Genomic DNA, 24955 nt, shown 5'->3' on the forward strand with positions numbered 1-24955 from the left:
CCGCCTCCTTCACAAATCCTTGACAAGGACCGAATGTCTAGACCACTCTAGGCCCACTGGTCCAGACATCCTAGTGGCCGGGCACCAGGACCCCGCAGTCCGTGTCCGGTCGCCGGGACGTCCGGGTCGACGACGCCACGAGACTGACGACGCCGCCGCTCTCCTGTTCAGGAGCCCGGACGCCGACGAGCACACGATGAGGAGTGCACCGTATGACCGCCACCACAGCGGACGCCTCGACCAAGAGAGGCATCCCCGGATTCGCACAGCTGCAGCGCATCGGCCGCGCCCTGATGCTGCCGATCGCCTCGCTGCCCGCAGCCGCCCTGCTGCTGCGCCTCGGTCAGCCCGACATGATCGGCCCGGACGGGATCGTGACGGCGAGCTGGATGCAGCCCGTCGCCGACGTCATGGCCGCCGCCGGAAACGCCCTGTTCGCCAACCTCGGTCTCCTGTTCGCCGTAGGCGTTGCGATCGGCTTCGCCCGCAAGTCGGACGGCTCGACGGCGCTCGCCGCCGTCATCGGCTACCTGGTCTACAAGGGCGTCGGCGACGCCATGTCGCCGCACGTCCTCGGCCTGCCCGCCGAGGGACAGGACCAGGAGCTCGTCAACTACGGCGTGCTCGGCGGCATCATCATCGGCATCACCGCGGCACTCCTGTACCAGAAGTACTACCGGATCAAGCTGCCGCAGGCGCTCGCGTTCTTCGGCGGCCGCCGGTTCGTGCCGATCATCACCGCGTTCGCGTCGATCATCATCGCGGTCCTCATGTCGCTGGTCTACAAGTGGTTCAACTCCGGGCTCACCAGCTTCAGCGAGTGGACCACGCACAACGACGTGGCAGGCGGCTTCATCTACGGCACCGCGAACCGCCTGCTCGTGCCCCTCGGCCTGCACCACCTGCTGAACTCGTTCCCGTGGTTCCAGCTCGGCAGCTACACCGACTCGAGCGGCGCCGTCTGGCACGGTGACATCGCGCGCTTCCTCCACGGGGACCCGACCGCCGGCGGCTACATGACCGGCTTCTTCCCGATCATGATGTTCGCCCTCCCGGGCGCCGCGCTCGCGTTCATCCACACCTCGAAGCCCCAGAACCGCAAGATCGTCGCGGGCATCATGGGGTCGGCCGCGCTCGTCTCCTTCATCACCGGTGTCACCGAGCCGATCGAGTTCTCGTTCGTCTACGTCGCCTACCCGCTGTACGCGATCCACGCGGTGCTCACCGGCACCTCGCTGGCCCTGGTCAACGCACTCGGCATCAAGTCCGGGTTCGGATTCTCGGCGGGCGGCATCGACTACCTGCTGAACTTCAACATCGCGACCAAGCCCTTGCTGCTGATCCCGATCGGCCTCGCCTACGGCGTCCTCTACTACTTCATCTTCCGCTGGGTCATCACCAAGTGGAAGCTGCGGACGCCCGGCCGCGAGGAGGACGACGCGACCGGCCAGGACTCGGTGCTCTTCGACCAGCCCTCCGAGGACGCCGCACAGAAGTCCGACCCGGCCGTGCGGGCGGCGGTCGAAGCGGTCGTGGAGGAACCGGCCAACCTGCCGAGGGGCGGTTCAGGCGGCGGCACCAGCGCCTGACCGCGGCAGTCGGCACGCAGGCCGACCGCACCCGTGACACGACGGAGCCCCGGACCCACGAGGTCCGGGGCTCCGTCGTCGTTCACGGCACCCGCTCGACGGCGCCCGCGAAGTCGCGCAGGATCGCCGCCGTCCGGGCGGGTTTCTCCACGATCGGCGTGTGCCCGACGCCGGCCAGCATGGTCACCGTCGCGCCCGGCACCACCTCGTAGTCCGTCGCCGACGACGGCGCCCACCGCCGGTCGAGCTCGCCGAAGACCACGAGGAGGGGCTTGCCGAGGCCCGCGAGCCGCGTCGGAAGTGGCACGGCCGCGAGGTAGGCGGTCGCGGCCGCCGCGACCGGCCCCATGCTCGCGGGCTCCATGAGGCGGACGTCGTCGAAGAGCGCGTGGGGAGCCGGGAAGTCGTCGGTCGCGAACGCGGTCCTCGCGGCGGCCCGCAGCTCCTCGTCGGTGGGCGGCCACTGCTGCGGTCGCAGGTCGCCGCCGGGCGGCTCGAGGTAGGCGTCGAGGCTCGGACCGGTGTCGACGAGCGCGACCGCCGCCACCAGGTCGGGGCGCTGCTCCGCGAGCGCGGTCGCGACGATCCCGCCGCTCGAGTGCCCGACCACGGTCACCGGCCCCGTCCCGAGCCGTTCGACGACGGCGGCGACCCGCGCGGCCTGGTCGGGGACCGCGTAGGAGACGTCCGCCGGCTTCGCTGACCTGCCGTGCCCGAGCAGGTCGACGCGCACCACGCGGTGGGCCTCCGCCAGAGCCGGGGCGACAAGGTCCCACGACCGCCCCGACGAGACCGTGCCGTGGATCAGCAGCAGCGCGGGCGCACCGCGGGGACCCTCGTCGGTGACGTGGAGGTCGCCGTCGGGCAGGGCGAGGACCCGTTCGGTGCGGGTCGCGGGGCCGGTGTCGGTGGAGGTCATGACCCCACCGTCGGGCCGGCCCCACCCGGCTGTCTTGGACGAATGTTCCGCGCGGCCCGGTCGTACGATCGGACCATGCCCGCCGCTCGCGCCCGGGCGGACGTGAGCACCTGGGACGTGGCGTCGCCGCGCCGTCCGGGTCGGACGCCCGGGGTCACGATGGCCGGGTTCCGCGTGCGGACCGCAGCGGACCCGGTCCGGATCGTGCCGCACCCGTCGATCATGCTGCTCGTCGAGGTCGGCGGGCGTTCCGTCGTCGACGACGGCGCCGGGCCGCGCCGGTGGGGCAGCCTCGCGGCCGGGTTGGGCTTCGGGTCCGGCGGCGCCGTCGCGGTGCGGCCCGACGACGTCGAGTGCGTCGAGGTCCGGCTCTCCCCCGCCGTCGCACGCCGCGTCCTGGGCGTGGCGCCCGCCGAGCTGGAGAACGCCGTCGTCGGGCTGGACGACCTGTGGGGGCGCGAGGCCGCGCTGCTCGGGGAGCGCCTGAGCGAGCTCTCGACCTGGGAGGAGCGGTTCGCGGCGACCGACGCGTGGCTCGCCTGGCGGTCGGCCGAGGGCCCCGAGCCCGACCCCGAGGTCGCGTGGGCGTGGCGCCGGATCGTCGCGAGCCGCGGTACGGCTCGGGTCGAGGACCTCGCCGCCGAGGTCGGGTGGAGCCGGACGCGGCTGTGGAGGCGGTTCGGGGCCCAGCTCGGCGCGGCGCCGAAGCGCGCGGCGACGCTCGTGCGGTTCGACCACGCCGCGCACGGCATCCTCGCCGGCCTCGACCCCGGCCGAGCCGCGGCGGACGGCGGGTACGCCGACCAGTCGCACCTGCACCGGGAGGTCGTGGGGTTCGCCGGCGTGACGCCCGCGCGGCTCGCCGCCGAGCCCTTCCTCGCCGTCGACGACGTCGCCTGGCCCACCCGCCGACGGTGACACCCCCTTCGCCGAGGGTGACACAAGGAACGCCGAGGGTGACCCTTCGTTCGCCGACGGCGACACAAGGAACGCCGAGGGTGACCCTTCGTTCGCCGACGGCGACGCTCGGAGCGTCGACGGCGACACGAGACGCGCCGACGGTGACACACGATGCCGGGGCACCGCTCGAGAATCCAGGTCAGTACGTCACCGTCGGCGAACGAAACGTCACCGTCGGCGAACAGGGTGTCACCGTCGGCGAACAGGGTGTCACCGTCGGCGAACGGGACGTCACCGTCGGCGAACGGGACGTCACCGTCGGCGAACGGGGTCTCACCCTCGGCAAACGGGGTGTCACCGTCGGCGGTCAGGTGCCGCGGTAGCGGTCCACCCCGCCCAGGTCGGCGAACCCTTGCAGCAACGAGAGGCGCCGCACCGCAGGACCCTGCCGCGTGAGCGACAGGACCGGTCGGGCGTGCTCGACGGTCTCCACGTCGGGACCGGGTCCGTCGGTGAGCAGCAGCAGCGCGGAGCTGTCCACGTGCAGCTGGCCGAGGACGGCTTCCTCGACGTCCTCCCCGATCCCGGCCGCGATGAAGGCGTCCGACAGCGAGCGCGCACCGGGGACGTCGAAGCCGCGTCCCATCATCGCCGCGAGAGCCCGGGCGAACCGACGTGGCCCGGACCGTGCGTCGTCGTCACGCCGCCCGACCCGGTCCTGGGCGTACTGCCAGCCGGGCGCGGGGACGTCGACGTGCCAGACGATGCTCACGTGCTCGCGGAGCGCCACGCCGGTGGCCGACAGGTTCTTGGTCACCGTGTCGAGCGCGAGCTCGGCGCCGCGCGCGTCGAGGAAGCACCACACGGTGAGCGTCCGCTCGGAGCGAGCCACGATGCTGGTCCCGGCTGCGGTCTCGGGCGGACGGTCAGGCGATGACGGGCTGGGACAGGAACGCCTCGAGCGCGTCGAGGGCCGCCGTGTCGTCGTCGCCGTCGCCGGGCGTGGTGAGCACGACCTCCGTGCCGGCCCCGGCGCCGAGCGTCATGACGGAGAGGATCGAGTCGGCCTCGAGGCCCTCGGTCTCCGACGACTTCCGGATGGTCACGGGCACGGGCTGGGCCGCGGCCGCCTGCACGAACAGCGCGGCGGGACGGGCGTGCAGGCCCTCCTCGATCGCGACGACGACGGTGCGCTCCATGGGTGTTCCTCCTGCGATTCGGCCCCGCTGCGGTGCGAGGCACGGACGAGTGGCCCCAGACTAGTGGTCTGGACCAGTTGGCGCCAGGAGCGCGAAGCCGCCCATCGCCGCCGCCGCCCTCGGCCGCGCCCCTTGCCGGCCACCGAGATACCGAGATCCGGCTGAGATACCGAGGCTGCATCGGTATCTCAGCCGAATCTCGGTATCTCGCGGGACGAGGGCTGAGGGCTCAGGCCTCGGGGTGCCGCGCGTCGTACGCCAGGAACCGCGGGCTCCACCGCACCAGCAGCCCGACCGCGATCGCGCACGCGATCGACCCCACGACGACGGCCCACGCCTCCCCGAGCCAGCTCGCGTTCGCGCCTACGACGACGTCCCCGAGCCGCGGCCCGCCCGCGACCACGACGATGAACACGCCCTGGAGGCGGCCGCGCATGTCGTCGGGGGTCGCCGTCTGGAGGATGGTCTGGCGGAAGATCGCGCTCACGCCGTCCGACGCACCGGCGAGCGCCAGCGCGACCCCGGCCAGGACGAGCGCCCAGACGAGCACGTGGTCGGGGCGGTCGCGGCCCGTGACCACGAGCACCACGCCGAAGAGGAGCGTCGAGGCGGAGAACGCCCACACCGCCAGCACGACGGCGCGGCCCTGCTTGTGCACGTGCGCGAACCCGCCCGACAGCAGGCTCGCGAGCACCGAGCCGATCGCGAACGCGGCGTTGAGCCAGCCGGTCGTCGTCGAGCCGCCGCCCAGGTACCAGACACCCACCGCGGGCCAGACGACGCGCGGCATCGCGAGGATCATCGCGGCGAGGTCGAGGAGGAACGTCATGCGGACGTTGGGCCGGGTGCCGAGGTAGCGCAGCCCCTCGAGCACCGACCCGAGGCCGACCATCGTCCGCCGGGGCGGCACGACGACCGGGGCGTCGGCCTCGCTCGCGGCGCCGCCGGCGCCGTCGTGCAGCTCGCGCTCGACCTCGGGCCGCGGGGCGTCCGCGGTGCTCTCGAGCGGCGGGAGCGCAGGCAGGCGCCACAGCGCCCAGAGCGCGAACGTGAACAGCACGAAGTCGATGAGGTACGCGCTCGCGAACCCGCTCGCGGCGACGAGGAACGCCCCGGCGAGCGGACCCACCGTGAGCGCGATCGACATCGACAACGTCTGCAGGGCGTTCGCCGGCGCCAGCAGCCGGGCGGGCACGAGGCGCGGGATGATCGCCGTGCGCGCGGGATTGTTGATCGCGAACGCGGCGGACTGGATCGCGATGAGGACGTACAGCACCCAGACGTTGTCGAGGTGGAGCGCGGCCTGCAGCAGGATGAGCGCGGTGATGACCCACAGGGCCGCGGACGCGAGCAGCGCGACCTTGCGCCGGTCGAACGCGTCGACGAGCGCCCCGCCGTACAGGCCGAGGAGCACGAGCGGGACGAGGGCGAACATGCCCAGCACGCCGACCGCGAACGTCGAGCCCGTGATCGCGTAGACCTGGAGGCCGACGGCGACGACGGTGAGCTGGCTCCCGAGGTTCGAGACCCCGAGACCGAGCCAGAGCCGCCGGTACGCCGGGCTGACGCGCAGGGGCGTCAGGTCGGCGAGGAGGCGGGGCACTCGTCGGAGTCTACGGCGCGCGGCTCACCCGCCTCGAAACGTTCCGAGATGTGACCGCCGGCCAAGCCCCGTTGCTCACCTTCGGGGGCGTCAGCCGACCACGCCGCCGAACGCGAGCCCCAGCACGTACGTCACGGCGGCGGCGCCGAACCCGATGGCGAGCTGCCGGAGCCCACGGGTCACGGGCGACGTCCCGGACAGCAGCCCGACGACGGCCCCGGTCCCGAGCAGCGCGATCCCGACGAGCGCCGCGGCGACCACGACGGCCGCGAGCCCGGTGAGCCCGAAGAGGTACGGCAGGACGGGGATGATCGCGCCGGACGCGAAGAAGCAGAAGCTCGACCACGCGGCACCCCACGCGGTGCCGTGCGTCTCGAACTCGTCCTCGGCCTCGACGACCTCGACGTTCGACGGCGCCAGCACGGTCGCAGCGGTGAGCGTCCGCAGGACGTCGTCGGCATGGGTCTGCGCTTCCGCGGCCGTCATGCCGCGCGCCCGGTAGACGAGCGCGAGCTCGTTGGCGTCGACGTCGAGGTGGGGCAGCGCGTGCGTGGCCTCGGGGCTGGGGTTGGACGCCTCGAGGAGCTCGCGCTGCGAGCGCACGGACACGAACTCGCCGGCCCCCATGGACAGCGCCCCGGCGAGCAGCCCCGACAGGCCCGTGAGCAGGACGACGTTCGCCGCGACCCCGCTCGCCCCGACGCCGAGCACGAGCGCGAGGTTGGACACGAGCCCGTCGTTGGCCCCGAACACCGCGGCGCGGAACGACCCGGACAGCCGCATCCGGCCCCGGGCCGCGAGCGCCTTCACGACCTCGGCGTGGATCTGCTCGTCGGCGGCCATGCGCGGGGTCGCGTCGGCGTCCTCGGCGTACTCTGACCGGGTCTCGGCGCGCTGTGCGAGCGCGAGCACGAACACCCCGCCGAGCCGCCGCGCGAGCACGCCGAGGAACCGGGTGCGCCAGTCCCCGCGGACGGGTGCGCCGACCTGGTCGCCGAGCAGGTCGAGCCAGTGCTGCTCGTGCCGCCCCTCGGCGTCGGCGAGGGCGAGGAGGATGGCTCGCTCCTCGCCGAGGCGACGGCTCGCGAGGTCGCGGTAGACGGCGGCCTCCGCGCGCTCGTCGGCGAGGTAGCGGCGCCAGCGACGGAGGGTGCGCGCGTCGGGCGGGGCGGTCGGCCCGTGGCCCGACGTGGTGGCGGAAGTCATCCCTCCAGTCTGACGAACGCTACGCCGCGCGGCTTTCGGGCCTGCGAAGACACGAGTGGGGGAATGGCGGCCGCGCGGTCACGGTTGCCCCAGGCATGACCGAAACTCTCCCCGCGTCGCAGGCGGCGCCCGTGAAGATCGACGTCTGGTCGGACGTCGCGTGCCCCTGGTGCTACGTCGGCAAGCGCCGGCTCGAGACCGCGCTGGCCCAGCCGGGCGCCCCGGCGGTGGAGATCGAGTACCACTCGTTCGAGCTGTCGCCCGACACGCCCGTCGACTTCGAGGGCTCGGAGATCGACTTCCTCGCGCACCACAAGGGCATGGCGCCGGCGCAGGTCGAGCAGATGCTCGGCCAGATGACGCAGCTCGCCGCCGCCGAGGGCCTCGAGTACCACTTCGACACGCTGCAGCACACCAAGACGCTGCTCGCCCACGAGCTGCTGCACCACGCCAAGGCGCACGGCGTCCAGTACGACATGAAGGAGCGCCTGCTCCACGCGTACTTCACGGAGTCGAAGCACGTGGGGCACGTCGATGACCTGGTCGAGCTCGCGGCCGAGGTCGGCCTCGACCCCGACGAGACCCGCGCCGCCCTCACGGACCACCGCTACGCCGACGACGTCGCCGCGGACATCGCCCAGGCCCACGCCCTGGGGATCAACGGCGTGCCGTTCTTCGTCCTCGACGGCAAGTACGGGGTGTCGGGCGCGCAGTCTCCCGAGACGTTCTCGGCCGTCCTGGAGCGCGTCGTCGCGGAGCGCGACGCCGAGCCCGAGCCGGAGTCGGCACATGCCTGAGCAGCCCGTCTCCCCCGGCGCTCCCGCGCCCGACGACGTCCCCTCCCCGGGCGCGGCCGTCGCCACCGCGGCGTTCCCGGGTCGGGTCCAGGTGGCGGGCCCGGCCGCGGGCGACACCCCGTTCCTCGTCGTGGCGGGCGTCGACGGAACGGACGGAGCCGACGCCGGCGTCTGCATCGACGGCGTCTGCGCGCTCCCACCCCTGCCGGCCCCCACGAAGGAGTAAGGCCGCCCGCATACCTCGCGAAGTAGACCGGCTGCCCGCATACCTCGCGAAGTAGACCGGCCGCCCGCATACCTCGCGAGGATCAGAGGCCGCGCACGGATCTGCACCGATCCGTGCGCGGCCTTGGTCGTCGCCTCCGCCCGGGCCGCCGTCCCCTTGCGTTCCCGCCCGGAGCCTTGCAAACTCGCAGCAGCCATTGTGTTTAGGGGTTGAACACAATGGAACACGGCGCGGGCACCAGGTCCGCGGACGCACCGTCTCTGCCGGTGCCGGGCACCGACGCCCGGCACCCCTCACGAAGGAGTGACCGTGAGACGAACCGACCACCGGCGACCTCGGGCCCTCGCGCTCGTCGCCGGGCTGGCGGTCGCCGCGACCGGGGCCGTCGCGCCCCTCGCCGCAGCCGCCGACGACGCCCCGTCCGACCTCGCCCGCCTGGGCACGGTCACGGCGTCGGCCTTCCAGGACGACGGGGACGGCACGTTCCCCGCCTCGAATGCGATCGACGGCGACGACTCGACCCGCTGGGCCAGCGGCAACGGTCCCGACGACGCGACCGCGACCTACACCGCGACCCTCACCTCCGACCTCGGCGCCCCCGCCACGGTCGACGGGATCACGCTGAAGTGGGAGGCGTCGTACGCGGTCGCCTACGACGTCGAGACGGCCCTCGGCAACCCCGACGACCCGGGCTCGTGGAGCACCGCCTACAGCACGACCACGGGCGACGGCGGCACGGACGCGATCACGTTCGACGCGCCTGCCCACGCCCGCTACGTGCGGATCGACATGAAGCAGCGCGCGGCGTCGACATGGGAGGCGCCCAAGCTCCACTACTACGGCTACTCGGTCTACACGCTGTCCGTCGCGGGCGCGTTCGACACTCCCCAGGTCTCGGTGGGCGCCCGGACGCTCAGCGTCGGGGCCGGCAAGGACGTCACGGTCCCCGTGACGCTGAGCAACCCGGCGAGCACCGACCAGACGGTCCACGTCGCCACGAAGGACGGCACCGCGAAGGCGGGCTCCGACTACGAGGCCGTCGACCAGGACCTCACCTTCCCGGCCGGCGAGACCCAGCGGTCCGTCGTCGTGCACACGACGAGCGCGGGCGCGCTCGCGGGGAACCGGACGTTCACGGTCGCGCTGTCGAACCCGTCGGACGGGCTCGCCCTCGCCGACGCCGCGTCCACGACCGTGACCCTCACCCCGACGGGCACCCTGCCCGACGCCGGCTCGTCCACGCTGCTCGAGGGCTTCGAGCAGGGCGTGCCGTCGACGTACGCGGTCTGGGGGTCCGACGCGGGCGCGACCCCGAAGCTCGCGACCGTCGCGGACGCGTCCGTCCCGGGCGCCGCGGACGGCAACCACGCTCTGACCGCGACGGTGGCCGCCGCGGGCACCTACGGGGGCTTCACCTTCGAGCACCGGATCGACAACGCGTCCGAGACCTTCGACTGGTCGGCGTACGACGGGTTCTCGTTCTGGTTCCTGGGTCAGGGCAGCGGCAAGACGTTCTCGTTCGAGCTGCACAACCGCGACGCGAACGACAAGGAGCTCGGCTTCGCCACCAACGTCACGGACGACTCGACGGGCTGGCGCAAGGTGAGCGTCCTGTTCAAGGACCTCAAGCCCAAGAGCGGTGTCACTGCCAAGGCGTTCGCCCCCGCGACGTCGACGGGCTTCGCCGTCACGCTCACGGGCCTCGGCGCGGGCACCTTCACGTTCGACGGCTTCGTGCTCGACCAGCGCGCCGTCCTGCTCGACGACTTCGAGCACGGCGCCAGCGGCGACGCGACCGCCAAGACGGGCTACTTCGCGTGGGGCTCGTCGTCCGCGCAGGTCACGCTCGCCGCCACGGGCCTGGCCCGCGGCGACGTCGCCGACAACCACGTGCTGGGCGGCCAGTACCTCGTGCCCGACGGTGGCTACGGCGGCTTCAGCGACAACCTCGCCGCCGCGCAGGACTGGTCGTCGTTCCGGGGCATCCGGTTCTGGTGGTACGCCTCGCAGGCCAACAACCCCGCATCGCCGACGGCGGGCGCGACCATCCAGGTCGAGCTCAAGGACGGCGGCCCTGACGCCGAGCACGCCGAGAGCTGGGTCGCCACGTTCAAGGACAACTGGAGCGCCGACGGGTCACGGTGGAAGCTGGTCTCGCTGCCGTTCTCGTCGTTCCAGCTCGGGGCGAACCAGCCCGGCAGCGACGAGACGCGGAACGGCACGCTCGACCTGACGTCGTCGTGGGGCTACTCGTTCACGTTCCCGGCGGGGACGCCGGCCGCGACCCCGTACTCGATCGACGACGTCGAGCTGTACGGGACGCCGGCGGTCCAGGCCGCGACCGCGATCACGACCGACCAGGACGCCTACCTCGTCGACGCCGGCGGCACCGCGCACGTCAAGATCGGCCTGACGACGGCCGACGGGAAGCCGCTCGCCAAGGCGACCACCGTCGACTGGTCGACCGGCGGCGGCACCGCGAAGGACGGCACGGACTTCACCGCGGCCTCGGGCACGCTCACGTTCGACGCCGGCACCGAGTCCGGGACCACGCAGACCGTGGACGTCGCGACGACCGCGGGCACGCCCGCGGGCGAGGCGCTGACCATCCCGGTCACGCTCAAGTCCGCGGGGGCGACCGCGCCGGCGGAGGCGCCCCGCGTCGTCGTCAACGCCCACGGGCTGCCCTACCTGGACGCCACGCTGCCGACCGCGCAGCGCGTCGACGACCTGCTGGGCCGCATGACCCTGCAGGAGAAGGTCGGGCAGATGGCGCAGGCCGAGCGCCTGGGCCTGTCCACGCCGCAGCAGATCACGACGCTCGGGCTCGGCTCGGTGCTCTCCGGCGGCGGCTCGACGCCGGCGGCCAACACCCCGCAGGCCTGGGCCGACATGATCGACGGCTACCAGCGCGAGGCCCTCGCGACCCCGCTGCAGGTGCCGCTCCTCTACGGCGCCGACGCGGTGCACGGGCACTCCAACGTCAAGGACGCGACGATCTACCCGCACAACATCGGCCTCGGTGCGACGCGCAACCCCGCGCTCGTCGAGAAGGTCGGCGAGGAGACGGCGTCCGAGACCCGGACGACGGGCGTGAACTGGGCGTTCGCCCCCTGCCTGTGCGTCGCGCGCGACGAGCGGTGGGGCCGGACGTACGAGTCGTTCGGCGAGGACCCGGCGCTCGTGTCGTCGTTCTCCAAGGCGTCGATCGAGGGTCTCCAGGGCTCGGACCCCGCCGACAAGTCCGGTGCCGACGAGGTGCTCGCGTCCGCGAAGCACTGGGCCGGCGACGGCGGCACGACCTACGACGACGCGGTCGCCGGCACGGGCGGCTACCCGATCGACCAGGGCATCACGAACGTCCCCTCGCAGGACGTCTTCGAGAAGCTCTACGCGACCCCGTACGTGCCCGCGATCCAGGCGGGCGTCGGGTCGATCATGCCGTCGTACTCGGCGCTGTCGGTCGACGGCTCGACGCCGGTCCGCATGACCGAGGAGCCGCTCAACCAGTCGCTGCTCAAGGACCGGATGGGCTTCGACGGCTTCCTCATCAGCGACTACCAGGCGATCGACAAGCTGTCCGGCGGCACCTACGCGCAGAAGGCCGTGCGCGCGGTCACGACCGGCAGCATGGACATGGCGATGGCGCCGTACAACTTCGGCGACTTCATCACCGCGATCGTCGACGGCGTGAACGCCGGGCAGGTCCCGCAGGCTCGCGTCGACGACGCCGTCCGCCGGATCCTCACCCAGAAGTTCGAGCTCGGGCTCTTCGAGCACCCGTTCACGGACGACAGCCAGCGCGACCAGTTCGGCGGGACCGCCCACCGGGCCACGGCCGCGCAGGCCGCGGCCGAGTCGCAGGTCCTCCTCAAGAACACGGGCGGCGCGCTGCCCCTGAAGAAGACCGGGAAGCTCTACGTCGCGGGTTCCAACGCCGACGACCTGGGCAACCAGACCGGCGGCTGGACGATCACCTGGCAGGGCCAGTCCGGCACGCACACGGCGGGCACCACGATCCTCGACGGGATCGAGGCCGCGGCGCCGGACCTGTCGGTGACCTACTCGAAGACGGCCTCGGCCGACCCGAGCGGGTACGACGCGGGCCTCGTCGTCGTCGGCGAGACCCCGTACGCGGAGGGGCAGGGCGACGTCGGCAACAACGGCCACACCCTCGACCTCACCGCGGCCGACAAGAAGGCCGTGGACACGGTGTGCGCGGCGATCCCGACGTGCGTCGTGCTCGTGGTCTCGGGCCGCCCGATGATGCTGGGCGACGTGCAGGACGAGGCCGACGGCATCGTCGCCGGCTTCCTGCCCGGCTCCGAGGGCGAGGGCGTCGCGAGCGTCCTGCTCGGGGACACGCCCTTCACCGGTCGCCTCCCGCTGAGCTGGCCGAAGTCGGTCGACCAGCTCCCGCTCAACGTCGGCGACGCGTCGTACGACCCTGCGTGGGCGTACGGCTGGGGCCTGCGGACGGACGCCCCGCGCGCCCGGCTGACGGCGCTCGTCGGGTCGCTCTCCGGGGCGCCGAAGCAGGCCGTGCAGGCGCTGCTCGACGCGAAGGTCTGGAAGGCCGACGGGACCCTGAGCGACTCGGACGCCGGGCTCCGGCTCGTCGCGGCCGCCGCGAAGACCCTCACCCAGGCCACGAAGGCGCAGGTCGACGCCTACGGCATCGACGAGGCCCAGCAGCACCCGATCGACGCCGGGGTGCTGGCCCAGGCCGACACCGTCGTGTCGCTCGCGCGGGACCTCGCCCAGCAGGCCGTCGTCGGGCAGGGCACGGCGGCCACGGTGACCGCGACCGCCGACGCCGAGCACCTCCAGGAGGCCGGGGACGCGTACGACGCCGTGGTCGCGCTCGCGAAGGTCGCGGGCGTCGACGTGACGACGCCGCCGCTCAAGGCCGCCCCGAGGGCGTTGCTCCCGCCGCTCGTCGTCGGGCTGCCGATCGTCAAGCTGCCGCTGGTCGCGACGCCGGGGCTGTGGTCGGTCGCCGGGGTGAAGCTCACCTACCAGTGGAACGCGGACGGCACGCCGATCCCCGGCGCGACGAAGGCGATCTACACGCCCGTCGCGGGTGACGTCGGCAAGCGGCTCACCGTGACCGTGACGGCGAGCAAGGCCGGCTACCAGGACGGGACGGCGACCTCGCCGGCGACCGGGAAGGTGATCAAGCTGGGTCGCTGACGGGCGGTTCGACCGCCCCCACGACGACGCTGCCCGCCGTCCGGACCTCCGGACGGCGGGCAGCGGCGTCCGCGGGCTACGCGAGGGCCGCGCGGTGCAGGTCCTGGAGGACCATGATCTCGGCGCCGTGGTGGATGAGCTCGCGGTTCATGTGGAGCACGAGATGCCCGAAGGGTGCCGCCTGGTCGACCTCGGTGGCCTGGCTGAGGCCGACGGTGAACACGGCGTCGTCGTCGAGCGCGTCGACGGCCGCACGCCAGCGGGTCACCTGGTCGACGAGACCCGCGACGGCGGGTCCGACCTCGCCCGACAGCTCGACCGAGTCGCGGCGACGGCGGTGCTCCCCGAACGTCCACTCCCACCGCTCGAAGTACGCCTCGGTGAGGTGCGCGACGAGCCAGCCGATCGTCCGGGGCTGCGCCGAGTCGTCGCCCTCCGGCCACTCGGAGACCCACTCCCCGGCGCCGACGACCCGCGGCGACCGCTGCTCGCCCCGCCGCACCACGCGCAGCGCGTCCGGCCCGGGCTCCCAGTCCAGGTCCTCCTGGGTCAGCGTCGCGAGGCGCTCCGCGAGCACGAGCCACGAGAACCCGAGCTGCCCGCGGGCCATCGCGAGCGCGGTCGGGACCGAGAGGAGCGACCAGTCGAACTCGGGGGTGGGGAAGGAAGCGGGCGACTCTGCCATGGCGCCACCCTGGCACGGTCCCCCGACGGCCGCCCGCCCGGACCCCGCGCACGACGAAGGTGGCCTCCTACCGTCGGACGCACCCGACGGTAGGAGGCCACCCGCTCACCGGGGCGGCGGACCGCCCCGTGGGACTACTGCGGGACGACCCGCCAGTAGTCGAGGTTGAACCCGCCGGTGTTGCAGAACACGGTGAGCGTCTGCTTCCCGGCGGCCAAGGTCGCCGTCGTGGTGACGGTCCTGAACGTCGACCAGCCGCCGGTCGCGGGGACGTCGACGGTGGTGAGGCTTGCGCCCGACCCGTCACGGAGCGAGACGGCTCCGGGCGCCGCCGCGCCCGTGCCGTTCGCGACCTGCCACTCGACCTGGTACGTCCCGGCCGCCGGGACGTCCACGAGGTAGGTGAGCCAGTTCCCGGCGGCCGTGTACCCGACGTCCTGGCCCCCGCTCGTCCCCGGGGTCGACTCGACGAACGACCCCGAGAACCCGCTCTGGCCGACGAACGCCTCGGCCTCGACGCGGTCGCCCACGGGCGTCGGGACGGGGTTCACCGTGAGGTCGACGGTGGTCGTGGTGTTCTTCGCGCCGTCCGTGACGACGAACGTCAGGGTGGACGTCCCGGCCCGGGTCGGGGCGATCCGGACGACGCCGGTCCGCGCGTCCACCGTCACGCCCGCGGGCAGGTCGAGGCCGTAGTAGGCGAGCGCGTCGCCGTCTGCGTCCTTGCCCTGGAGCCGCAGTGTCGTCTCCGAGCCGGCGTCGACGCTCACGGGAGCGACGGCGCCCAGCGTCGGGGCGCGGTCGCCCTTCGCCGACGGCACGACCGACGTCCAGCGGAACGTCGAGAACGAGCTCGCCGGCAGGGTCGCGGTGAACGACTCGCCCCCGAGCACGACCTTCGTCTCCGTCGGGGTCGCGTTGGAGTTCTGGAGGACCGCGACGAACTCCTTCGCGTTCTTGCCGGGGGTGTCCTCGCGGTACACGACGCTCTTCACGCCGCCGTCGGCCCCCGACGACTGCACGCGCACGTCGGACTGGTCGAGGTAGCGCGCGAACTGTCCGACGCCGCCGAGCGTGGCGTTGTACGTCGAGGTGCCGGTGTCGGTGTGCGCGGTGACGAGCCGGTCCTTCCACAGCGAGGTCTTCGCGACCTGGTCCCAGTCCACGTGGTTGTTGCGCTGGTCGGTCCAGTGCAGCGTGCCGCCGTTCTGGTCCGTGATCTGGGTCCACGCGTTGTAGCTGCCCGCGTCGAGGCGCATGTAGTCGAGGATCGTGCCGCCGTCGATGCCGCCCGACTCCGTCATGTAGACGGGCTTGCCGGTCTGCTCGGCGGTGTCCTTCATGACGCCGGGGTCGCCCCAGTAGGGGTGGAACGCGACGCCGTCCGCGGCCTTCTCGACGTCCTTGCCCTTGATGGTGCCGTCGGGCGAGTCCTCGAAGATCCGGTAGTAGTTCTTGGTCGTGGCGTCGTTCGGGTTCTTCCAGTCCCAGAAGTTGAAGTCGTGCACCCAGAGCTTCGTGCCGAGGTGCGCCTTCGCGAACTGCTTCTTGACGGCCAGGATGAGCTTCTGCTGCTGGAGCACGGACAGGTCCATCGCCGGGTAGACGACGTCCATCCCGGGCTCGTTGAGGAGCGTGATCGCCTGGACCGGGATGCCGTGCGCGGCGTACGCCTGGAGGAACTTCACGTAGTAGCGCGCGAAGACGTCGATCGCGTCGTCGCGGAGCTTGCCCACCTGGTAGTACGTCGTCGTGCTGCCCGGGAGGAGCGCGACCTCGCCGGCGAACTGGCCGTTCGTCTTCATCCAGTTCGGCGCGCTCCACGCGGACGCGAAGAACGTGGCCCGGGGGTTGTACTTCTGGATCAGCTTGATCGTGTCGATGATGTGGTACGTCACGTCGTGCTGGATCGAGAAGTGCGTGAGGTCCCAGTCCTCCTGGCCCGCCGGCATCTCGTCGTACGAGGTGAACGGCATGTGCTCGATCGTGTCGGGCGTGCCGATGGTGAGGCGGAACTGGTCGAGCCCCGCGCCCTGGGTGGGCGAGACGAGCTTCTTGATCGTCGCCTCCCGCTCGGCCTTCGGCAGCTTCCAGAGGTTCGACACGCTCGTCTCGTCGAGCGAGATGCCGATGCCGCTGTAGCGCTGCGCGGTGACCGCGGGGTCGACGACGACGGTCGCGGCCGCGGGCGCACCGCGGTCGGTGGTGAAGCGGCTCGCGTCGAGCGGCACCCACTGCGTGCTGCCCGACGTGTCCGACCAGGTGGCCTCGACGGGGGTCCCCTTCGAGCCCCCGCCGTGCCCGTGGCCGTGGTTGCCGGACGCGCCGGCCGTGGTGCTGATCCCCGCCGCCAGGGCGAGGGCGAGGCCGGCGGTGCCGGCCACGAGCGTCGCTGCTCGCTGTCGCATGGTGCTCCTTGTCGCATGCCGTGTGCACGTCGTCGGGACGGTGCGTTCGAGATCTCGCCACCTCCGCCCGGCCGTCGTCGGCCGAGCACTGAAACAGTGAAACGAGGTCCCTCAGTGCGAGCGACAGACAAGCACGGGCGGTGCACAGGTTCAATGATCAGCGGGCTACGATCGCCCGGACCGGCGGAATCGAGGGGATGAAACACCGTGAAACAGGAGAGCCTCCGACGGGCGTCGGTGCGCGAGCTCGCGGCCGCCGCGGGTGTCTCTCCGGCGACGGTGTCACGCGTGCTCAACGACAGCACCCTCGTGGCTCCGGCCACGCGCGACCGCGTCCTCGCGGCGGCCCGCGCCCTCGACGTCGCGCCGCCGCTCCCTCGCGCCGACGCGCGCCCGAGCCGGCCGGCCGTGTTCGTCCGCTGCCCCTACGTCCTCACCGACTACTTCGGCTTCCTCGTCTCCGCCGTCGCCGACACGCTCGAGCGCCACGGCCGACCGCTCCTGCTCTCCGCGGGGAACGGGGCGCAGCACGAGGACCCGCTCGCGACGCTCGCGTCCCGCCGCGACGTCGCGGGCGCGATCCTCGTCCTGCCCCGCGAGCCCGCTGCCGAGCTGGCGGCGCTCGGCCGGGCCGGGTTCCCGTTCGTCGTGCTCGACCCGCGGACCCGCCCGCCGGAGGACGTCGTCGCGGTCTCTGCCAACCAGTTCGCGGCGGCACGGCAGCTCACCGAGCACCTGCTCGAGCTGGGGCACCGGCGGATCGGCGTCGTCGGCGGCCCGCCGCACTGGCTCGCGTCGGTCGACCGGCTCGCCGGCATCCGCGCGGCCCTCGCGGGCGTCGGGGTCCTGCTCGACCCCCAGCGCGTGCGGCCGGTCGACGACCCGCGGTTCGAGGACGGCGGTGCCGCCGCGGCCGACCTGCTCGACCTCGCCGACCGTCCGACGGCGCTCGTCTGCTTCAACGACAAGGTCGCCGTGGGCGCGCTCCGTGCCGCCGCGGACCGCGGCCTGCGGGTGCCGGAGGACCTGTCCGTCACGGGCTTCGACGACCTCGAGGTCGGGCACGTCTCGAGCCCGACGCTCACGACCGTCCGGCAGCCGCTCGCCGAGATGGGCCGCATGAGCGTGTCGCTGCTCGCGCGCAGGCTGGCGGGGCACGAGCTCGACGCGGTGCACGTCGAGCTCGCGACGCAGCTCGTCGTGCGGGGATCGACGGGGACCGCGCCCCGTCCCCGCTGACCGCCGGAAGCGCGACCGGGGCCCTGCGCTGCCGGCCGGACGTGGGAGCGCACCCATCGCCCCATTTCGCCGCTTCCCCTTGCCCGTGGGCGCCGCGGTTCGTAAGGTCGCCCCAGGGGAACGAAAGAAGCCGTTCGCGTCTCGCACACCGACGTACCGATTAACGCAAACGGCTTGCAACACCCGAGCGCAAGCAAGCGGAGCGGCTTCAGGCGCGGACCGTCGACGACGACGTCACCCGCGCGCAGCCCCAGCACCCACGGGGCGCATCGCGTGCTCGGTCAGTCCGACCAGGGACCACGAGGAGATCGACGACGATCATGAGACGAACACTGACCACGACCTTGGCGGCGACCGCGAGCGCGGCGCTGCTCCTCCCGGCAGGCCTGGTGCTCGGCGGCAGCGCGAGCGCCGCAGGCACCGACCTCGCCCAGGGCAAGAGCGCGACCGCCTCGAGCGTGTCGCAGACCTACCAGGCGACCAACATCACGGACGGCAACCAGAGCACCTACTGGGAGTCGAGCAACAACGCCCTGCCGCAGTGGGTCCAGGTGGACCTCGGCAGCACGCAGCACGTGACGGACCTCGTGCTGCAGCTCCCGAACAGCGCGTCCTGGGCCACCCGCACCGAGACCGTCCAGATCCAGACGAGCACCGACGGCTCGAGCTTCTCGTCGCTCGTCGCCGCGACGGGCTACACGTTCGACCCGGCGTCGGGGAACTCCGTCGCCGTCGACACGCCCGACGCCGACACCCGCTACGTGCGCCTCGTGTTCAGCGCGAACACGGGGTGGCCGGCGGGCCAGCTGTCCGGGCTCGTCGTGCACGGCTCGTCGTCGGGCGGCGGTACCGGGACCGCGGGGAGCGGCGACGGCGGGACCGAGGGCACGGTGCTCTCGCAGGGCAAGACCGCCACGACGAGCTCGAGCAGCGCGCCGTACGTGGCGTCGAACCTCACGGACGGCAGCAAGTCGTCGTACTGGGAGGGCACGGGCGGCCAGTTCCCGCAGTGGGCGCAGGTCGATCTCGGGCAGAGCCGCACCGTCCAGCGGGTCGCGGTCCAGCTCCCCGACGGCTGGGGCGCGCGCACCGAGACCCTCGCGATCTCGACGAGCGACGACGGCTCGTCGTTCACGTCGGCCAAGGCGGCCGCGACGTACGCGTTCGACCCGGCGTCGGGCAACACGGTGAACCTCGACGTGCCTGACAGGGCCGCGCGCTACGTGCGCGTCACGGTCAGCGCGAACAGCGGGTGGAACGCCGCGCAGCTCTCGGAGCTCCAGGTCTACGGCGACGCGGCGGGTGGCGGTCAGCCGACCGACCCCGGCACGCCGACCGACCCCGGCACCCCGCCGACCGGCAGCAACGTCGCGCTCGGCAAGGCGATCACGGCGTCGTCGGTGAACTGGACCTACGCCGCGACCAACGCGAACGACGGCGACGTCACCACCTACTGGGAGGGTGCCGCGGGCGCCTACCCGAGCACGCTCGCGGTGAGCCTCGGCTCGGACACGACCGTCTCCGGCGTCGTCCTCAAGCTCAACCCGGCCTCGGCCTGGGGCGCGCGCACGCAGACCCTGAGCGTCGAGGGCCGCGCGGCCGGCTCGTCGAGCTGGACGACGCTCAAGGCGTCCGCGACGTACTCGTTCAACCCGTCCAGCGGCAACACGGTCACGATCCCGGTCACGGGTACGGCGTCCGACGTCCGGCTGACGTTCACCGCGAACAGCGGGTCGAGCAACGGCCAGGTCGCCGAGCTCGAGGTCTACGGCACCCCGGCACCGAACCCGAACCTGCGGGTCACGGGCGTCACGTCGTCGCCCACGAACCCGGTCGAGACGGACCAGGTCACGCTCAGCGCCGTCGTGAAGAACACGGGGAACCGTGACGCTGCCGCGAGCAGCGTGTCGTTCCAGCTGAACGGCGCGACCGTCGCCACCAAGCCGGTCGCGGCGATCGCCGCGGGCGGCCAGGCCACGGTCACGGCGAACGTGGGCGTGCTGAACGCCGACTCGTACCGGATCGGCGCGACCGCGGACTCCGCGGGGGTCGTCGTCGAGCAGGACGAGACCGACAACGCCTCCACCTCTCCGACCGCCCTCGTGGTCAGCGCCGTCCCGAGCTCCGACCTCGTGCCCACGGTCTCGTGGGCGCCGTCGACGCCGGCCGCGGGCGACACCGTGCAGTTCACCGCGGTCGTCGCGAACCAGGGCAACGTCGCGGCGGCCTCCGGCTCGCACGCGGTGACCGCGACGCTCAAGGACGCGAACGGCGCGACGGTCAAGACGCTCACCGGCTCGGTGAGCGGGGCGATCGCCGCGAACGGGAACGCCCAGGTCGCGCTCGGCTCGTGGACGGCCGCGAACGGCAAGTACACCGTCACCGTGACCGTGGCCGACGACGCCAACGAGATCGCCGCGAAGAAGGCCAACAACACGCAGTCGCAGTCGTTCTTCGTGGGTCGCGGCGCCAACATGCCGTACGACACCTACGAGGCCGAGGACGGCCGGACGGGCGGCGGCGCCGTCGTGCTCGGCCCGAACCGGACCGTGGGCGACCTCGCGGGCGAGGCGTCGGGCCGCAAGGCCGTGGCGCTGAACCAGACCGGCTCGTACGTCGAGTGGACCACCAAGGCGTCGACCAACACCCTGGTCGCACGGTTCTCCATCCCCGACGGGACGACGTCGTCGGTGAACGTGTACGTCGACGGCGCCTTCCTCAAGGCGCTGCCGCTCACCTCGGCGTACGCGTGGCTCTACGGCGACGAGACGAACCCGCAGAACACGCCCGGCTCCGGGGCGCCGCGTCACGTCTACGACGAGGCGAACGTCCTGCTCGGCAAGACCGTCCCCGCGGGCTCGACGATCCGGCTCCAGAAGGACGCCGCCAGCTCGGGGAACATCGCGGTCGACTTCGTCGACCTCGAGCAGGCCACGCAGCAGGCGAACCCGGACGCGTCGGCGTACGTCCAGCCGACCGGTTTCACGCAGCAGGCGGTCCAGGACGCGCTCGACAAGGCCCGTCAGGACACGACGGGCAAGGTCAAGGGGGTGTACCTGCCCGCCGGCGACTACACGGTGTCGAACAAGTTCCAGGTCTACGGGAAGGCGCTCGACATCGTGGGCGCCGGGGTCTGGTACACGCGGTTCCACTCCGACCCGGCGCAGTCCAACACCGACACGGGCTTCCGCGTCGACACCACCGCGCAGGGCTCGAAGTTCCGGGACTTCGCGTGGTTCGGCAACTACACCCAGCGCATCGACGGACCCGGCAAGGTCTTCGACCTCACCGGCGTCTCGAACCTGACGATCGACGACGTCTGGATCGAGCACCAGGTCTGCGCCGTGTGGGGCACGAACGTCGACGGCTCGACGTTCACGAACATGCGCATCCGTGACACCTTCGCGGACGGCATCAACCTCACCAACGGGTCGAGCGGCAACCGCGTCGCCAACGACGAGGCGCGCTCCACGGGCGACGACAGCTTCGCGCTGTTCGCCGCCAAGGACAACGGCGGCACCGGCGAGCAGGGCAACGTGCTCGAGAACCTCACCGCCAAGCTCACGTGGCGCGCGGCGGGCATCGCCGTCTACGGCGGCCAGGACAACACGTTCCGCAACATCTACGTCGCGGACACCCTGGTCTACTCGGGCATCACGATCTCGTCGCTGAACTTCGGGTACTCGATGGAGGACTTCGGCCCGAAGCAGACGGTGTTCGACGGGATCACGCTCGAGCGCGACGGCGGCCACTTCTGGGGGCAGCAGACGTTCCCCGCGATCTGGCTGTTCTCCGCCTCGCAGAAGTTCACGGCGATCCGGCTGAACGACGTCGACATCATCGACCCGACGTACTCCGGGATCATGTTCCAGACGAACTACGTCGGCTCGACCCCGCAGAACCCCATCACCGACACGGTGTTCACGAACGTGTCGATCACGGGGGCCAAGAAGAGCGGTGACGCCTTCGACGCCAAGTCCGGGTTCGGGATCTGGGTCAACGAGCAGCCCGAGTCGGGTCAGGGGCCGGCCGTCGGCTCGGCGACCTTCAACGGCCTGACGTTCGCGAACAACGCCCAGGACATCAAGAACACGACCAGCACGTTCACGATCGTCCGCGACTGACGCCGGCCCCCGGGTTCGACCCGGGGCGCCCGCGCGCGGCGACGGCCGTCCTGCCCACCGGGGGAGGGCGGCCGTCGCCGTCGCCGGGCTGAGGGGGGCGCGCCGCGCTAGCGTGGGAGCAGCACGACGGCGCGGGAGGAAGCATGAGGCACGGCAGGCTGGTGGACCTCGACGGGCGCGCCGGGGTGCGGTTCACCGTGGCCCTCGCGGCGTCGTCGGACCGCGTGTGGCGAGCCGTGAGCGACCCGAGCGACATGCGCACCTGGTTCCCGCAGACCGTCACCTACCGCCCGCGCGTCGGCGGCCCCGTCGAGCTCACCGACGACCCGAACCTCCCGTCGACCCGCGGCGAGGTCCTGGCCTACGACCCGCCGCGCGCGTTCGCCTTCACGTGGGGCGAGGACGAGCTGTGGTTCGAGGTGGCCGACGCCGGCCGCTCGTCCGAGGGCGAGCCGCTCGCCCGGCTGGTGCTCACCGACGTCCTCGACCTGCGCGACTCCGCGTCCCGCAACGCGGCCGGGTGGGAGGTGTGCCTCGACGAGCTCGAGGCGCACCTCGCCGACGACGACCCCGCCGGCCCGCACACGCCCGAGGCGCGCGAGCGGTGGCGGGGCTACTACGACGCCTACCTGTCCGCGGGGATGCCCGCGGGCGCACCGATCCCGGGCGAGGACGACGGCGGCCCGGACGAGACCTGAGCCACACCGGGCGGCCTGCGGCCCGCAGCTGCCCTCCGACCCCGGTACCGTGGAGGGTTGTGACGAACTCGCAGACAGGATCCGTACCGGACAGCCGCCCTCACGTCGTGGTCGTCGGGGGCGGGTTCGCCGGCATCCACGCCGTCAAGGCCCTCGCGGGCGCGCCGGTGCGCGTGACCCTCATCGACCGGCGCGTCTACAACACGTTCCAGCCGCTGCTCTACCAGGTGGCGACGGGCGGTCTGAACCCCGGCGACGTCACCCACTTCCTGCGCGCGCTGCGCTTCAAGCAGGACAACGTCGACGTGGTGCACGAGCACCTCATGGAGATCGACACCGAGGCCAAGCGCATCACGCTCCTCAACGGCGAGGAAGTCTCGTACGACTACCTCGTCCTCGCGAACGGCGTCACGACCACCTACTTCGGGACGCCGGGAGCCAAGGAGTACGCGTTCTCGATGTACTCGCGATCCCAGGCCATCAAGATCCGCGACACGCTGTTCACGCGCCTCGAGAAGGCCGCGCAGAGCCCCACCCGGCACGACGGCCTGCGCGTCGTCATCGTCGGTGGTGGCCCCACGGGCGTCGAGATGGCAGGCGCGCTCGCGGAGCTGCGCGAGCAGGGCCTCATGCCCGCGTACCCCGAGATCGACGGCGAGGCGTTCTCGATCACGGTCGTGCAGCGCGGCAAGGACGTCCTCAAGCCGTTCACCCCGAAGCTGCGCGCCTACGCGTCGCACCAGCTCCAGCACCGCGGCGTCGAGCTGATGCTCGGCGCGGGCGTCGCCAAGGTCCTGCCCGACGCCGTCGAGCTCACCGACGGCCGGCGCATCCCTTCCGACCTCACGATCTGGGCCACGGGCGTCGCCCCGCACGAGGAGGTCACCGACTGGTCGCTCCCCCTCGACAAGGGCAACCGCATCCGCACGGGCGCGGACCTGCAGGTCGAGGGGCTGCCCGGGGTCTTCGCCGCCGGGGACGTCGCCGTCTCGCCCCAGGACCTGCCCCAGCTCGCGCAGCCCGCCATCCAGGGCGGGTGGCACGCGGGCAAGCAGATCCTGCGCCTGATCGCCGGCGAGCCGACGCAGGCCTTCGAGTACTACGACAAGGGCCAGCTCGCCATCATCGGCCGGCGCTCCGCGATCGGCGAGCTCCCGGGCATCGCGAATCTGCCCGTGCTCCACGCCGTCCCGTTCCTGCGGAAGATCCCCGGGATGTCGCGCGTCGTCGAGCTCACCGCGTACCCCGCGTGGTGGGTGTGGCTGTTCGTGCACATCGGTTCGCTGCTCGGGGCCCGCAACCGCATCACCACCATGGCCGGCCTCGCGGTCCGCTACGGGTTCCGGTTCAACCGCAAGCCCGTGCCGATCGTCGGCGACGTCCCCGCGATCCGGCCCAAGCGCGCCGTACCGCACTCCAAGCAGGAGGCGAAGGCCGAGGAGGACGCCGAGCGCGCGGACGCGGAGCTCTGACCCGCACCGCCTCGACCCCCCGCGACCCAGGTCTTCCCCACCTCTCGAGGTATGCCGGCGGCCGGTCTACCTCGCGAAGTACCCCGGCATCCCGCATACCTCGCGAGGTAGACCGGCATCCCGCATACCTCGCGAAGTAGACCGGCATCCCGCATACCTCGCGAAGTAGACCGGCATCCCGCATACCTCGCGAAGTAGACCGGCACCCCGCATACCTCGCGAAGTAGGCCGCCCCGAACGGCGCCGCACGAACTCGGCCTCCGGCGGGCACGCCTCACAAGGGAGGCCACGGCGAGGTATCGGCGAGATATCTCAGCCTTCGCGCGGGGGACGCCGCGAGAAGGACCACGCGCCCGGGCGCGACGACACCGGAGCGGGTGGGTGCGGGGAGGCAGTGAAGGGCGCCGAGGAGAGCCCACAGGCCCGAGGGGCGGAGCACGACAGCCGGAACCGGCTGCCCGCGCCGGTCCGCGGACCCGCCGCTGCGCCCCATGCGGGCCGGGGTCCGGGAAGCGGGCCATTCGGAGCCTTCGCCCCGGGACGTGCCCACCGGTACCCGTGTCCGGGTGTCGGTGTGGGGGTATGCCGAAGGCCACCCCCGTGTGGGGGTGGCCTTCGGTTGAATGGGTGTTCGGCGGCGTCCTACTCTCCCACCCCGTCACCAGGGCAGTACCATCGGCGCTGAAGGGCTTAGCTT

At 72.4% G+C, this 24955-nt stretch carries 17 protein-coding genes; 10 read left to right on the forward strand and 7 right to left on the reverse strand.

The features are described from left to right. Positions 1-212 precede the first annotated feature (212 nt). Positions 213-1589, forward strand: a complete 1377-nt coding sequence (locus ACFT5B_RS12360) for a PTS transporter subunit EIIC (protein ID WP_386798611.1) — start codon at positions 213-215, stop codon at positions 1587-1589. An 82-nt stretch (positions 1590-1671) separates the two neighbouring features. On the opposite strand, the gene ACFT5B_RS12365 is transcribed toward ACFT5B_RS12360, so the two are convergent. Then, positions 1672-2508 (reverse strand): alpha/beta fold hydrolase, encoded by an 837-nt coding sequence (locus ACFT5B_RS12365; protein WP_386798613.1) that lies wholly within the window; start codon positions 2506-2508, stop codon positions 1672-1674. Between the two features lie 75 nt (positions 2509-2583). Here ACFT5B_RS12365 and ACFT5B_RS12370 point away from each other — a divergent pair, with 75 nt between their 5' ends. Both ACFT5B_RS12370 and ACFT5B_RS12375 read left to right on the forward strand, forming a co-directional pair. Beyond that, positions 2584-3426, forward strand: coding sequence for a helix-turn-helix domain-containing protein (locus tag ACFT5B_RS12370; protein ID WP_386798615.1), 843 nt, complete (start codon positions 2584-2586; stop codon positions 3424-3426). 80 nt (positions 3427-3506) lie between these two features. Next, on the forward strand, positions 3507-3791 hold the full coding sequence (locus ACFT5B_RS12375; RefSeq protein ID WP_386798617.1) for a hypothetical protein: 285 nt from the start codon (positions 3507-3509) through the stop codon (positions 3789-3791). Here ACFT5B_RS12375 and ACFT5B_RS12380 read toward each other — a convergent pair. From ACFT5B_RS12380 to ACFT5B_RS12395, 4 genes are all read right to left on the reverse strand, one after another. Further along, positions 3776-4300 (reverse strand): hypothetical protein, encoded by a 525-nt coding sequence (locus ACFT5B_RS12380; protein WP_386798619.1) that lies wholly within the window; start codon positions 4298-4300, stop codon positions 3776-3778. The genes ACFT5B_RS12375 and ACFT5B_RS12380 overlap by 16 nt on opposite strands. 34 nt (positions 4301-4334) lie before the next feature. After that, the gene (locus tag ACFT5B_RS12385) at positions 4335-4607 is read right to left on the reverse strand and encodes an HPr family phosphocarrier protein (RefSeq protein ID WP_386798621.1); all 273 of its coding nucleotides are present in this window, start codon (positions 4605-4607) and stop codon (positions 4335-4337) included. Between the two features lie 229 nt (positions 4608-4836). Beyond that, positions 4837-6210 (reverse strand): MFS transporter, encoded by a 1374-nt coding sequence (locus ACFT5B_RS12390; protein WP_386798623.1) that lies wholly within the window; start codon positions 6208-6210, stop codon positions 4837-4839. 90 nt (positions 6211-6300) lie between these two features. Then, on the reverse strand, positions 6301-7416 hold the full coding sequence (locus ACFT5B_RS12395; protein ID WP_386798625.1) for a VIT1/CCC1 transporter family protein: 1116 nt from the start codon (positions 7414-7416) through the stop codon (positions 6301-6303). Positions 7417-7511: 95 nt separating this feature from the next. On the opposite strand from ACFT5B_RS12395, the gene ACFT5B_RS12400 reads away from it, so the two are divergent. From ACFT5B_RS12400 to ACFT5B_RS12410, 3 genes are all read left to right on the forward strand, one after another. Continuing rightward, a complete protein-coding gene (locus ACFT5B_RS12400) occupies positions 7512-8213 on the forward strand; it encodes a DsbA family protein (protein ID WP_386798627.1) in 702 nt (233 codons plus the stop codon). Continuing rightward, positions 8206-8439, forward strand: coding sequence for a hypothetical protein (locus ACFT5B_RS12405; protein ID WP_386798629.1), 234 nt, complete (start codon positions 8206-8208; stop codon positions 8437-8439). The genes ACFT5B_RS12400 and ACFT5B_RS12405 overlap by 8 nt, the downstream gene beginning before the upstream one ends. Positions 8440-8748: 309 nt before the next feature. Continuing rightward, complete coding sequence (locus ACFT5B_RS12410; RefSeq protein WP_386798631.1) at positions 8749-13632, forward strand: glycoside hydrolase family 3 N-terminal domain-containing protein; 4884 nt, start codon at positions 8749-8751, stop codon at positions 13630-13632. A 76-nt stretch (positions 13633-13708) separates the two neighbouring features. Here ACFT5B_RS12410 and ACFT5B_RS12415 read toward each other — a convergent pair whose 3' ends face one another. Both ACFT5B_RS12415 and ACFT5B_RS12420 read right to left on the reverse strand, forming a co-directional pair. Continuing rightward, entirely contained in the window at positions 13709-14317 is a 609-nt protein-coding gene (locus ACFT5B_RS12415) for a DinB family protein (protein WP_386798633.1), read from the reverse strand. 134 nt (positions 14318-14451) lie between these two features. After that, positions 14452-16725: a carbohydrate-binding protein gene (locus ACFT5B_RS12420; RefSeq protein WP_386798634.1), complete on the reverse strand. Its 2274-nt coding sequence runs from the start codon at positions 16723-16725 to the stop codon at positions 14452-14454. A 207-nt stretch (positions 16726-16932) separates the two neighbouring features. Between ACFT5B_RS12420 and ACFT5B_RS12425 the strand changes: the two genes are divergently transcribed. The 4 genes from ACFT5B_RS12425 to ACFT5B_RS12440 all read left to right on the forward strand — a co-directional run bounded on the left by ACFT5B_RS12425 (position 16933) and on the right by ACFT5B_RS12440 (position 24258). After that, the gene (locus tag ACFT5B_RS12425; RefSeq protein WP_386798636.1) at positions 16933-17964 is read left to right on the forward strand and encodes a LacI family DNA-binding transcriptional regulator; all 1032 of its coding nucleotides are present in this window, start codon (positions 16933-16935) and stop codon (positions 17962-17964) included. A 320-nt stretch (positions 17965-18284) separates the two neighbouring features. Further along, a complete protein-coding gene (locus ACFT5B_RS12430) occupies positions 18285-22088 on the forward strand; it encodes a discoidin domain-containing protein (protein ID WP_386798638.1) in 3804 nt (1267 codons plus the stop codon). 143 nt (positions 22089-22231) lie between these two features. Continuing rightward, the gene (locus ACFT5B_RS12435; protein ID WP_386798640.1) at positions 22232-22786 is read left to right on the forward strand and encodes an SRPBCC domain-containing protein; all 555 of its coding nucleotides are present in this window, start codon (positions 22232-22234) and stop codon (positions 22784-22786) included. 59 nt (positions 22787-22845) lie between these two features. Continuing rightward, on the forward strand, positions 22846-24258 hold the full coding sequence (locus tag ACFT5B_RS12440) for an NAD(P)/FAD-dependent oxidoreductase (RefSeq protein WP_386798642.1): 1413 nt from the start codon (positions 22846-22848) through the stop codon (positions 24256-24258). The last annotated feature ends 697 nt before the right edge of the window (positions 24259-24955 follow it).

It is taken from the genome of Luteimicrobium sp. NPDC057192, from assembly GCF_042670205.1.
Taxonomy (GTDB): domain Bacteria; phylum Actinomycetota; class Actinomycetes; order Actinomycetales; family Cellulomonadaceae; genus Luteimicrobium.